The sequence below is a fragment of the Streptomyces sp. NPDC050534 genome (assembly GCF_044457745.1).
GTDB lineage: Bacteria > Actinomycetota > Actinomycetes > Streptomycetales > Streptomycetaceae > Streptomyces.
In genome coordinates, this window is record NZ_JBITHF010000025.1 from 58,244 (window position 1) to 70,315 (window position 12,072).

13 protein-coding genes are annotated in these 12,072 nt (G+C 69.9%); 10 read left to right on the top strand and 3 right to left on the bottom strand.

Annotated features, from left to right (window positions below; translation table 11 throughout):
- The first annotated feature begins 9 nt into the window (after positions 1–9).
- From ACIBN2_RS45290 to ACIBN2_RS45300, 3 genes are all read left to right on the top strand, one after another.
- Positions 10–1,059 (top strand): NAD(P)-dependent oxidoreductase, encoded by a 1,050-nt coding sequence (locus ACIBN2_RS45290; protein ID WP_399143638.1) that lies wholly within the window; start codon positions 10–12, stop codon positions 1,057–1,059.
- A gap of 3 nt (positions 1,060–1,062) precedes the next feature.
- Positions 1,063–2,580 (top strand): FGGY-family carbohydrate kinase, encoded by a 1,518-nt coding sequence (locus ACIBN2_RS45295; RefSeq protein ID WP_399143639.1) that lies wholly within the window; start codon positions 1,063–1,065, stop codon positions 2,578–2,580.
- 204 nt (positions 2,581–2,784) lie between these two features.
- Positions 2,785–3,237 carry an ATP-binding protein gene (locus tag ACIBN2_RS45300; RefSeq protein ID WP_399143640.1) on the top strand — a complete coding sequence of 151 codons (453 nt, stop codon included), beginning with the start codon at positions 2,785–2,787 and terminating at the stop codon, positions 3,235–3,237.
- Between the two features lie 49 nt (positions 3,238–3,286).
- On the opposite strand, the gene ACIBN2_RS45305 is transcribed toward ACIBN2_RS45300, so the two are convergent.
- Positions 3,287–4,270 carry a carbohydrate kinase gene (locus ACIBN2_RS45305; RefSeq protein WP_399143641.1) on the bottom strand — a complete coding sequence of 328 codons (984 nt, stop codon included), beginning with the start codon at positions 4,268–4,270 and terminating at the stop codon, positions 3,287–3,289.
- 370 nt (positions 4,271–4,640) lie between these two features.
- On the opposite strand from ACIBN2_RS45305, the gene ACIBN2_RS45310 reads away from it, so the two are divergent.
- The 7 genes from ACIBN2_RS45310 to ACIBN2_RS45340 all read left to right on the top strand — a co-directional run bounded on the left by ACIBN2_RS45310 (position 4,641) and on the right by ACIBN2_RS45340 (position 11,620).
- Positions 4,641–5,993 carry an ABC transporter substrate-binding protein gene (locus tag ACIBN2_RS45310; protein WP_399143642.1) on the top strand — a complete coding sequence of 451 codons (1,353 nt, stop codon included), beginning with the start codon at positions 4,641–4,643 and terminating at the stop codon, positions 5,991–5,993.
- A 78-nt stretch (positions 5,994–6,071) separates the two neighbouring features.
- The gene (locus ACIBN2_RS45315) at positions 6,072–7,031 is read left to right on the top strand and encodes a carbohydrate ABC transporter permease (RefSeq protein ID WP_399143643.1); all 960 of its coding nucleotides are present in this window, start codon (positions 6,072–6,074) and stop codon (positions 7,029–7,031) included.
- A complete protein-coding gene (locus ACIBN2_RS45320) occupies positions 7,028–7,915 on the top strand; it encodes a carbohydrate ABC transporter permease (protein WP_399143644.1) in 888 nt (295 codons plus the stop codon). Before ACIBN2_RS45315 ends, ACIBN2_RS45320 begins: the two co-directional genes overlap by 4 nt.
- Positions 7,912–8,919: a zinc-dependent alcohol dehydrogenase family protein gene (locus ACIBN2_RS45325; RefSeq protein ID WP_399143645.1), complete on the top strand. Its 1,008-nt coding sequence runs from the start codon at positions 7,912–7,914 to the stop codon at positions 8,917–8,919. Before ACIBN2_RS45320 ends, ACIBN2_RS45325 begins: the two co-directional genes overlap by 4 nt.
- Before the next feature lie 29 nt (positions 8,920–8,948).
- Positions 8,949–9,983 carry a zinc-binding dehydrogenase gene (locus ACIBN2_RS45330; protein WP_399143646.1) on the top strand — a complete coding sequence of 345 codons (1,035 nt, stop codon included), beginning with the start codon at positions 8,949–8,951 and terminating at the stop codon, positions 9,981–9,983.
- Positions 9,984–10,064: 81 nt separating this feature from the next.
- Positions 10,065–10,886, top strand: a complete 822-nt coding sequence (locus ACIBN2_RS45335; RefSeq protein ID WP_399143647.1) for a DeoR/GlpR family DNA-binding transcription regulator — start codon at positions 10,065–10,067, stop codon at positions 10,884–10,886.
- Positions 10,883–11,620, top strand: coding sequence for an HAD family hydrolase (locus ACIBN2_RS45340; protein WP_399143648.1), 738 nt, complete (start codon positions 10,883–10,885; stop codon positions 11,618–11,620). Before ACIBN2_RS45335 ends, ACIBN2_RS45340 begins: the two co-directional genes overlap by 4 nt.
- 106 nt (positions 11,621–11,726) lie before the next feature.
- Here ACIBN2_RS45340 and ACIBN2_RS45345 read toward each other — a convergent pair whose 3' ends face one another.
- Entirely contained in the window at positions 11,727–11,933 is a 207-nt protein-coding gene (locus ACIBN2_RS45345) for a hypothetical protein (protein ID WP_399143649.1), read from the bottom strand.
- Positions 11,933–12,019, bottom strand: a complete 87-nt coding sequence (locus tag ACIBN2_RS45350) for a hypothetical protein (RefSeq protein WP_399143652.1) — start codon at positions 12,017–12,019, stop codon at positions 11,933–11,935. The genes ACIBN2_RS45345 and ACIBN2_RS45350 overlap by 1 nt, the downstream gene beginning before the upstream one ends.
- Positions 12,020–12,072 lie beyond the last annotated feature (53 nt).

Here is a 12,072-nt window from a genome sequence, read left to right on the forward strand (position 1 = left end):
GAGACCACAGTGCGCGTTCTGGTCGTCGGTGATCGTTTCATCCCTGCCGGGTACTACGTCGATGCCCTGGCGGAGGTGTGTGGCCCCCGCTTCGGACCCGTCCGCTGCGTCGACTGGTCGGGGACCAAGGCCGAGCAACACGCGGCGCAGCAGACCATGGAGTGGCACGGGGCCGGGGCCGTGCCGGTGCCCGGCGAGATCGTGGGCGTGGTTGGCGATGCCGAGGTGCTGGCCGTGCACTTCGCGCCGGTGCCCCGGGAAGTGCTCCAGGCTGCTGGTCAGTTGCGGGCCGTCTGCGTGGCCCGTGCGGGGCTGGAGAACGTCGACATCGCCGCCGCGACCGCGCGCGGCGTGGCCGTCGTCCCGGTGTCCGGACGCAACGCCACGGCCGTCGCCGAACTCGCCATTGGGCTGATGCTCGCGGAAGCGAGGGACATCGCCCGAGCCGACGCTTCCGTCAAGGGCGGCGAATGGCGGAAGGACTTCGGCTGCCCCGGCCAGGAGATCGGCGCCGGCACCGTCGGCCTGATCGGCCTGGGCCATGTGGGACGGGCGTTCGCCGAGCGGATGCGCGGCTTCGGCGCTCGCCTGATCGCGTACGACCCGTACGTGCCCGACGACATCCTGGCGCACCACGGCGCCATGCGGGCAGGTGACCTGGACACCGTCTTCCGCGAATCCGACGTCGTGCAGCTCTTCGCCCGGCTGACCGCCGAGACCGAGCGGTTCATCGGCGCCCGGCACTTCGCGCTGATGAAGCCGACCGCCTACTTCGTGAACACCGCGCGCAGCCGACTGGTCGACATCGGCGCCCTGTACGAGGCCCTGGTGAACCGCCGTCTCGGCGGGGCGGGGCTCGACGTGCACGACCAGGAGCCGCTCCCCCTGGACAGTCCCTGGCGCTCGTTGGACAACGCCACGATCACCACGCACTACGCCGGTGATACGACGACCACGACGCTGCGGTCAGCGCGGCTCGTCGCCGAGGCGATGGCCGAACTCGCCACGACCGGCCGGTGCGCCGCCGCGGTCAACGCACTCGAGCTGGGGTGGGTGTGAGCGGTGGCACGTGAACTGGTGCTCGGTGTCGACGCGGGACACACCGTGACCAAGGCCGTGCTGTTCGACGCCAGAGGCCGAGCGGTGGCGCGGGGCAGCGGCACGCTGCCGCTGAAGACACCTCAGCCGCACTGGGTCGAGCGGGACATGGACGACGTGTGGCGGACGGCGTGCCAGGCCATCGCCGCCTGTCTCGCCGAGGCGGGACCGGAGGCGGGACGCTCCGTCGCCGCGGTGGGGCTGGCCGGGCACGGCGACGGACTGTATGCCGTCGACGAGCGGGGTCGGCCGGTGCGGGCAGCGATCGTGGCGATGGACACGCGCGCCGAAGCGGTGCTGGAGGAGTGGCGGGACACTCCGATCTGGTCACGTGCCCTGTCGCTGTCGGGCACGGTGCCCTTCGCGGGTTCCCCGGCCGCCCTGCTGGCCTGGCTCAGCCGCCACGAGCCCGGGGTACTTCAGCAGGCCCGTTGGCTGCTGTCCTGCAAGGACTGGCTGCGCCTGATGCTGACGGGCGCGGTGGCCACCGATCCCACCGACGCCGGCGCCTCCTTCACCGACATGCGGCGGGGCGGCTACTCACCTGAAGTGCTGGACCTGTACGGCCTCGGACCGCTCGCAGGCATGCTGCCGCCCGTTCTGGCCTGCGACGCGGTGAGCGGAACCGTCACCCGCGAAGCCGGCGCGCTCAGCGGGCTCACCGCCGGCACCCCTGTCGTCATGGGAGCCCATGACGTCGACGCCGCCGCACTCGGACTCGGTGGCACGACCCCGGGTGAACTGTGCCTGATCGCCGGGTCGTTCAGCATCAACCAGGTGATCAGCGAGCGTCCCGTCGTCGATCCGCGCTGGCAGGTCCGTCACTTCGTCCGCCCGGGGCAGTGGATGATCATGTCCACCTCGCCCGCGTCGGTGGTGAACCTGGAATGGTTCCTGCAGGTCATGAGCGCACAGGCCGAGCACGGGGGCGGCATCCACGAGGCGATTGACCAAGAGGTCGAGGCGTGCCTGGACGGCCCGTCGGAGGTGTTGTTCCATCCGTTCGTCTACGGCTCCCCGCACCCGCGGCCCACGTCCGGGACGTTCCTCGGTCTGCGCGGCTGGCACGGCCGCGGCCATCTGTTGCGGGCCCTGATGGAAGGCGTCGTTCTCAACCACCGCTGGCACGTCGACGCGCTCTGCTCGAAGCTGCCCGTCACCGGTGCGGCAGCCCGCCTGACCGGCGGAGCCGCGCGCAGCGAGGTGTGGAGCCAGATGTTCGCCGACGCTCTGCGGCGCCCGGTCGTGGTGACCGACGTGGAGGAGAGCGCTGCCCGGGGTGCGGCCCTGCTCGCCGCCACCGCTGTCGGACTACTCGATGACGTGACGGACCGGCGCGCCGCCGCCCGCGTGCTCAGGCGCCATGAGCCCCACGCCGACCGGGCGGCCGTACTCGACGAGGCGTACCGGGTGTACCAGGAGGCGCTGGAGGCGCTCGGACCGGTTTGGGCCCGCCTCGCAGCGCCCGGGGCCACGGAGTGAGTGCGGAGTGTCTCCCAACACCACAGCCTGAGCGAAGATCCTTTAACGTATTTTCTGCGATTTATCAGCTGAAAATATTGAATAACAGCTGGCGTGAGCGTAGAAAGAGCCGCACGACAACTCTCGCGGCGGTCCCGGTCTGTGGCCCCGTTTCACCCGTCACCCGACGTGGCATCGCGTTCCCCCAGCCCGAAAGCTCCGGTCATGTCCCCCTACACCGCGCTCCCGATCCTTCCCGGACCGAGGACCCTGGTCCTGCCGCACCGCTCCCCGAAGGCCCGTTTCACTCTTCCGGCCCAGGAAGCACTTGTCGGCTGCCTGCGTGCTACCGCCGCCGATCTGCTCACCCGCTGGCGACTCTCGGACGACGAGCGGGACGCGGCCGTCCTGATCGTGGGAGAGCTCGGTGCGAACGCGGCCACGCACGGGCGCAGCGAGATGTCGCTGTGCATGATCCGTGGCCCGGAGACGCTGTGCATCGGCGTCAGCGATCACGGGGAGCCCTCGCCGTCACGCCCACCGTCCGGGGGCGGTGATCCGGACGAGTGCGGCCGCGGCCTCGACATCGTCCACGCGCTTGCCACCCGCGTCGACCTGCGGCACGACGGTAAGGGGACATCGGTGGTGGCTTGGCTGGCCATCCAGACCACCTCGTAGCGAGTTGCCTGACCGGGGTGGCACCGACACCGGGCGGGCCGCAGGAGGGCTACGACGGGATCCGTACACCGCGGTGGTACGGCGGCTGGGCGCCCGCACGGGTGCAAGTGTCGGCCGCGATCTCCACGGCGTACGACAGCAGGAGGGTGAGATCGCCGACCCGGAGATCGTCGACGCCGTCGCGGCTGAGCCGGCCAGTGCGGTGCAGATGGGCGAGCGCCCCGGCGGTGAAGGCGTCGCCCGCTCCCACCGTGTCGACGACCTCGACTGCCGGGGCGGGAACATGCACGCGGGCGTGGCGGCCGGCGGCCCAGGCGCCCCGGGACCCGAGCGTGATCAGGACGAGCCCCGCTCCGGAGGAGAGCCAGCGGTCGGCCACCACTTCGTACGGCTCGTCGGGGTGGAGCCAGGCCAGGTCCTCGTCGCTCGCCTTCACCACGTCGGAGAGCGCCACCCAGTCGGCGAGCCGCCGAAGATAGGCGGCGCTGTCGGTGACCAGGCCCGGCCTTACGTTCGGATCGAGGGACACCAGCCGTTGGCCCGCCTCTCGGCGCAACAGTCCGTCAAGGGTCGAGGCCAGGGGTTCCAGCACCAGTCCCAGCGAGCCGAGGTGCAGTGCCGCCCCTGGGGGCAACGTGCCGCCGCCCGGCAGGGCAGCGAGGTGTTCGGGGCGCAGGCCGCGGTCGGCTGCACCGTTGACATGGAAGGAGTAGGCGGCAGATCCGTCGTCGTGCAGGCGCACGGCGGCGAGGGTCGTGGGGTCGGACGTCGGCAGTACATGGGTGAGCCAGGTGCCGGAGGTCTCCAGGTGCGCGCGCAGCAGGTCGCCGAAGTGGTCGTCGGAGATGCGCGCGAGCAGCGCCGTGGGTATTCCGAGGCGGCCCAGCCCGGCGGTGACATTGAGACAGGAGCCACCCGGGCACGGCTGAAAGGCTGCGGCACCGTCGGCCGCGCGGGTGGGGGTGAGGTCCACCAGCGCGTCTCCGGCGACTACGACGGCAGGCTGGTGTGCGGCTTCGGATCTGGCGCTCATGCGGGTTCCTCGGGGATGACAGTGGCAGGGCCGGGATCGGGGACTGTTCGGCGCCAGGCCCTTGCCTCGATGATCGGCCGGTTTGGCAGCGAGCAGAACCAAGGCGTCCCCAGCCCCTTGCGAGGCGACCTGACGATAGATGCGGGAAAGTTTTCTCGCAAGATGTGTTAACAACTGAGACGTAATCTGATAATAATTCGGCCATCGACATTGCGGCCGACACCCCAGGCCCGCACCCACACCCCTCCCCAGCTGATCTCGGTCGACGCCCCGGCGAACCCTGCCAAGCAGCTGTCCGGGCGCCGAGCGGCGCCGCCATGGGAGCCCCCACGCCGTATCCCCGACCCACCCGCACGAGAGGTCCCCCGTCATGCCATCGACCAGATACGCCCTCATCGCCGGCGCCGCAGCCACCGCCCTACTCGCCACCGCCTGTTCGGGAGCCGGAGCCGGCGGATCCTCGGGCAGCGGCAAGAGCGTCAACGTGCTGATGGTCGGCAACCCGCAGATGGAGGACATCCAGAAGCTGACCAAGAGCACGTTCACCAAGGACACCGGCATCAAGGTCAACTTCACCGTCCTGCCCGAGAACGAGCTGCGCGACAAGGTCACCCAGGACATCGCCACCCAGGCCGGCCAGTACGACGTCGCCACCATCGGCGCCTACGAGGTCCCCATCTGGACCAAGAACGGCTGGCTGCACGAACTGGGTTCCTACGCCGACAAGGACACCAGCTTCGACAAGGCCGACCTGCTCAAGCCGATCGTCACATCGCTGTCCGGCTCCGACGGCAAGCTCTACGCCCTGCCGTTCTACGGCGAGTCGTCCTTCCTCATGTACAACAAGGACGTCATGAAGGCGAAGGGCATCACGGTGCCCGAACACCCGACCTGGCAGCAGATCGCCGACATCGCCGCCAAGGTCGACGGCGCCGAGCCCGGCATGCGGGGCATCTGCCTGCGGGGACTGGCTGGCTGGGGCGAACTGGGCGCGCCGCTGACCAGTGTGGTCAACACCTTCGGCGGCACCTGGTTCACCAAGGACTGGAAGGCCCAGGTCAACAGCCCCGCCTTCAAGAAGGCCACCAACTTCTACGTCGACCTGGTCAAGAAGCACGGCGAGGCGGGAGCCGCCCAGTCCGGCTTCACCGAGTGCCTCAACGCCATGAGCCAGAAGAAGGTCGCAATGTGGTACGACGCGACCAGCGCCGCCGGATCCCTGGAGGACCCCAGCGCCAGCAAGATCGCCGGTCACGTCGGCTACGCGTACGCGCCGACCGTCGGGACCAAGAGCAGCGGCTGGCTGTGGAGTTGGGCGTGGGCCATGCCCAAGACCACGAAGAACGCGGACGCCGCTTCGAAGTTCATGCTGTGGGCCTCCAGCAAGAAGTACGAGAAGGTGGTCGGCGAGAAGCTCGGCTGGGCGCGGGTGCCGTCCGGCAAGCGGGCCAGCACGTACGCCATCCCGCAGTACCAGAAGGCCGCCGCCTCCTTCGGTGGCCTCACCCTGAAGTCCATCGAGCAGGCCGACCCCGCCAACCCGGGCGTCCAACCCCGGCCGACCGTGGGCATCCAGTACGTGGCCATCCCGGAGTTCCAGGACCTGGGCACCAAGGTCACCCAGGAGATCTCCGCCGCCATCGCCGGCAAGACCAGCGTGGACAAGGCACTGAACGACGGCCAGAAGCTCGCCGAGGACGTCGCCAAGAACTACCAGAAGTGACCTTCAGTGCCCGGCCGGCACTCCCCCGGCCGGGCACCGCTTCCCCGACCCCGGCCGTCACCGGCAGAGGAACCATCCATGACCACGCTCACCGCACCCCCCAAAACAGCACCACCCCCCGCCCGGGCCCGAAAGTCCTCGGGCATCACCAAGTGGAAGCGCCGCATCCCCCTGCTGCCGGCGCTGATCTTCACCATCGTCGTCACCCAACTGCCCTTCGTGGCCACGCTGGTGATCTCCACCCTCCAGTGGAACATCCTCAAGCCGGGCGAGAGGCATTTCGTCGGCCTGTCCAACTTCAAGTTCGTCTTCACCGACGAGCGACTGCGCACCGCGGTCCTCAACACCATCGTCCTCACCGCATCCGTGGTGCTCATCAGCGTGGTCCTCGGCCTCGGTCTGGCCATGCTGCTGGACCGCCGCTTCCTGGGCCGCGGCCTGGCCCGCACCCTGCTCATCTCTCCGTTCCTGGTCATGCCGGTCGCGGCGGCACTGCTGTGGAAACACGCCATCTACAACCCCGACTACGGCCTGCTAAACGGCACCCTCAACGCCGTATGGCGACTGTTCGGCGCCGCCAACGGCCCCACCGTCGACTGGGTTTCGTCGTACCCCATGCCGGCCGTCGTCATCTCCCTGGTCTGGCAGTGGACGCCGTTCATGATGCTGATCCTGCTGGCCGGTCTGCAGGCGCAGCCCGGTGACGTCCTGGAGGCGGCCCGCATGGACGGGGCCTCGGCGCTGCAGACCTTCCGCCACATCACCCTGCCGCACCTGCGCCAGTACCTCGAACTGGGCATCCTGCTCGGCACGATCTACGTCGTGCAGACCTTCGACGCGGTCTACACCATCACCCAGGGCGGCCCCGGCTCCCAGACCACCAACCTGCCCTACGAGATCTACCTGACCATGTTCCGCAAGTACGAGTACGGCCAAGCCGCCGCCGCCGGCGTGGTCGTCGTGCTCGGCTCGATCGTGATCGCCACCTTCGCGCTGCGCACCATCGCATCGCTCTTCCGCGAGGAGGTATCCCGATGACCGCGCACGCAGCAGTCGCCGCCCCCGGGGCGAGGTTCAAGAAGCTCCTTCGCCGTCGCGACGACCACGGCGGCGCGCCCAAGCTGTCGCCGCTGTGGACGTTCGTCGCCTGGCTCGCCACCCTGGCGTTCTTCGCGCCGGTCGCGTGGATGGTGCTCACCTCCTTCCACCAGGAGGCCGACGCGGCCACCAACCCGCCGACCCCCTTCGCGCCGCTCACCTTCGACCAGTACAGGCTGCTGTTCAGCCGGGACATCACCCCCTTCCTCCTCAACTCGGCCATGGCCAGCATCATCTCCACGATCCTGGTGCTCGCCCTGTCGGTGCCGGCGGCCTACGCGCTGTCCATCAAGCCGGTCGAGAAGTGGACCGACGTGATGTTCTTCTTCCTGTCCACCAAGTTCCTGCCCGCCATCGCCGCCCTGCTGCCCGTGTACCTGATCGTCAAGGACGCCGGGATGCTCGACAACGTGTGGACGCTGATCGTCCTCTACACCGCCATGAACCTCCCGATCGCGGTGTGGATGATGCGCTCCTTCCTCGCCGAGGTCCCCAAGGAGATCCTCGAGGCGGCCGAGGTGGACGGCGCCAACCTGCTCACCGTCCTGTGGCGCGTCGTCGCGCCGGTCGCCATGCCCGGACTCGCCGCCACCTCCCTGATCTGCTTCATCTTCAGCTGGAACGAGTTCATGTTCGCCGTGAACCTCACCGCCACGCAGGCATCCACCGCACCGGTCTTCCTGGTCGGCTTCATCACCAACGAGGGCCTCTTCCTGGCCCGGCTCTGCGCCGCCGCCACTCTCGTCTCCCTGCCCGTCCTCATCGCCGGCTTCGCCGCCCAGGACAAGCTCGTCCGCGGCCTCTCGCTGGGAGCCGTGAAGTGAAAGCAGCCGTCATCACCCAGCCCGGGGACGTCGAGATCACCACGGTCGACGACCCCGCCCCCGGCCCGCGCGAAGTCGTCGTCAAGGTCGCGGCAAGCGGTCTGTGCGGCACCGACCTGCACATCCTCCAAGGGGAGTTCGCCCCGAAGCTGCCCATCATCCCGGGCCACGAGTTCGCCGGGGAGGTCGTGGGCCTCGGCAGCGAGGTGACCGAACTCGCCATTGGCGACCGGGTGGCTGTGGACCCCTCGCTGTACTGCTTCGAGTGCCGCTACTGCCGCCTCGGCCGCAACAACCTGTGCGACCGGTGGCAGGCGATCGGCGTGACCGTGGCCGGCGGTGCCGCCGAGTACGCCGTGGCACCCGTCGCCAACTGCGTACGGCTGCCCGACCACGTGGACGTCCAGGACGCGGCCCTGATCGAACCGCTGTCCTGCGCCGTGCGCGGCTACGACGTCCTGCGCAACCGCCTCGCCTCCCGCGTGCTCGTCTACGGCGCCGGAACCATGGGGCTGATGATGCTCCAGCTCGCCAAGGCCACCGGCGCCGCGAGCGTCGACGTCGTCGACATCAATGCCGAACGCCTGGCCACGGCATGGCAGTTGGGCTGTTCCGCCGGTGCCGCGTCTGCCGACGAGCTCGACCGGCCGCCCTACGGCTGGGATGTGGTCGTCGACGCCACCGGCAACGCCAAGGCCATCCAGGACGCCCTCGGCCGGGTCGGCAAGGGCGGCACCTACCTGCAGTTCGGGGTCGCCGGCCATGCCACCCGGGCCACCATCGAGCCGTACAAGATCTACCACCAGGAGATCACGATCACCGGCTCGATGGCCGTCCTGCACAGCTTCGAACGCGCCACGGACCTCTTCGCCACCGGCGTCATCGACCCGGGCGTCTTCATCAGCGACCGCCTCCCCCTGGCGGCGTTCCCGGACGCGATCGCCCGCTTCCAGGCGGGCATCGGCCGCAAGATCCAGATCCAGCCCGGCCTCGTCGCTTCGTGAACGCCCCCCACCGAACGGAACCCGCCACCATGACCGAGCAGATCCGCCGCGTTCTCGTCCGCTCCCTCGACGACATCACCCTCGAGCCGGTGCCCGCCCCCGTACCCGGGGACGACGAACTCCTCGTACGCACCACGGTCGTCGGCGTCTGCGGCTCCGACACCCATGCGGCGGCCGGCCACCATCCCTTCATCGACCTGCCCTACCGCCCCGGTCACGAGGCGGTCGGCGTCGTCGCCGCGGCAGGAAAGGGTGCCGAGGACTTCGCGCCCGGCGACCGGGTGCTCATCGAACCCAACCTGTACTGCGGCCGGTGCCCCCAGTGCCTCTCCGGCCGCTACAACATCTGCCAGGAGCTGAAGGTCTTCGGCTGCCAGACGCCCGGCGCCATGGCCGACCTGTTCACCATCCCGGCCGACCGCGTCCACCGCGTCCCCGACGGCATGACCGACATCGAGGCCGCCCTCGTCGAGCCCCTGGCCACACCCGTGCACGCCGTAGCGAAGGCCGGTGACCTCACCGGCCGCACGGTCGTCGTCCTCGGCGCCGGCCCCATCGGCCTGCTCGTCCTCGCCGCCGCCCGGCACGCGGGCGCCGCGAAGATCGCCGTCACCGATCTGCTGCCGGGCAAGCGGGACCGCGCCCTGCGCCTCGGTGCCGACGTGGTCCTGCCCGCCGACGCCGCCGATCTTGCCGACCAGGCCCGTCATGTGCTCGGCGGACCGGTCGACGTCGTCTTCGACTGCGTGGCGCGCGAGCAGTCCATCGCCCAGGCCACCGACCTGGTCACCAAGGGCGGCACGATCATCGTCGTCGGCGTCGGAGCCGCAGGGACCACCCCCGTCCGCCTCGACCTGGTCCAGGACCGGGAGATCCGTATCGAGGGCACCCTGATGTACACCGGCGAGGACTACGGCAGCGCCATGTCCCTGATCGCCTCCGGTGCCATCGACACCGCCGAGATCGTCACCGCCACCTACCCCCTGGAGGACGCCGCCGAGGCCTTCGCCGCGTCCGTCGACCCCGAGCAGGTCAAGGTGCTGGTCACCGTGGGAGGTGCGTAGATCCGGAGGACGGGCGGGGCGGGCCTTCACCGGCTCCTGTGGGAAACTGCGAGACCGAAGCGAACGGGAAGGAGGGGCGCCGTGACCGCCCGTACGCGACTGTCACAGGCCGCCGTCGAGGAGCGGCGGCAAGCCGTGCTGCGGTATGTCGCCGAACACGGCGAGACCCGCATTGACGACCTCGCCCGGCACTTCGACGTCAGCCTGATGACGATGCACCGCGACCTGGACGACCTCGCCGGGCGCCATCTGCTGCGCAAGGAGCGCGGCCGGGCCGTCGCCTTCCCCGCCCTCACCATGGAGACCGCCACCCGCTTCCGTGAGAACAGCGCCCTCGCCGCCAAGAACGCGCTGTGCGCCGCCGTGACTGCCCGGATCAGGCCGGGCAGCACGGTACTCATGGACGACTCGACCACCCTGTTCCCCCTGGTCCCGGCACTGGCCCGGCTCGACCAGCTGCACGTGGTCACCAACTCCGTCGGCCTCGCACAGCGCCTCGCGTCCGCGCCCGCGGTCAGCGTCACCCTGCTGGGCGGCCACTACCGCGGCGACTTCAACTCCTGCACCGGTCCCACCGTCACCCGCGCCCTGTCCCAACTCCACGCCGACCTCGCCCTGATGTCCGCCACCGCCATTCTGGAAGGCCGCCTCTTCCACCCCCTGAGCGACTACGTCGAGGTGAAGCTGGCCATGCTCGCCGCCGCCGAACAGGTGCTGCTCCTGGCCGACCACTCGAAGTTCGGCAAGACCGCCACCTACGCGTACGGCACCGTCGCCGACTACCACACCGTCATCACCGACACCGGCACCCCCGACGCGGAACTCGCGGCCATACGGGACCTCGGAGTGCCCGTCGAGACGGTCGAAGCCGCGACGATCGAACCCGAAGAGCCCTCCCCGTGAACCACACCCTGTTCGAAACTCCGAGCGTCTACCGCCCCAGCGAGGCCGAGATGGCCGCTCCCGTGCCTCCGGTACAGGCCGTCCTGCTCGACTTCAGCAACACCATCTTCCAGATGATCGACCTGGAAACGTGGCTGCGCCGGGTCGGTGCCGCCACGGGCCGCCTCGCCGTACTCGACAAACCCGGCGCGGTGACCGAGATCTCCGACCAACTGCGCACCGCCTTCCGGCTGCCCTCCGTCGTAGCCCTCCAGGAAGGCCGCGACCTCTCGCCCCAGCGGCACCGCCGCGCCATGCGGGGATGGTGGGAGCAGGTGGACTTCCTACGCGGCGCGGAGGAGGCGGCCTACCGGCAACTCACCGCCCCGGACGCCTGGATCCCGTACCCCGACACCGAACCGGTCCTGCGTGCCCTGCGTGCACGCGGCCTGCGCATCGCCGTCGTCAGCGACTTCGCCTGGGACCTGCGCACCCACCTCGCCCACCACGGGCTCGACGCCTTGATCGACACCTGCGTCATCTCCTACGAGCAGGGCCGCGAAAAGCCCGAGCCGGAGTTGTTCCTCAAGGCCTGCGCCGACCTCGGCGCCGACCCTCGCGCCACCCTCATGGTCGGCGACAACCCTGTCCGTGACGGCGGCGCGGCCGCCTGCGGCCTGCGCACCTACATCCTCCCGGCAGAACACCGCACCGGTGAACGCGGCCTGGCGGACGTGCTGCGGCTCGTGGGCTGACAGCAGTGGCGGTCCGCGGAGACGGACGTCTGCAAAGACCGGGCTGTTCTGCCGCCGATCGCCCCAGCCGCCCGTACCGAGAGACCCGTCGCACCTCTCGCCCGGCTCAGGCACCTGCCGACGATGTCGTCACCGTAAGGGCACCGAGCTCGGCGGCACGCTTGAGCACACGGACGGCTTCGTCCCGGTCCTTCCGCACACCCCGGACGCCCTTGCCGCTCCGCTGCATCGTGCCGTAGCCGGGGCGGTTGATCTCGAGGTCGCCGCCGAGGCGGCAGGTGCCGGATGCCGCGGCGTGGGCTGGTGGCGGCATCACTGCAGCCTGATCTCCTCGCCGATCGACTGCTCGCGGGCGCGGGCGAGAACCAGGGCCGTGGCCGCGGCGTCCTGTACTGCCACGCCGACCGACTTGTAGAGGGTGATCTGGTCCGGCGTGGTGCGTCCCGGTTTGC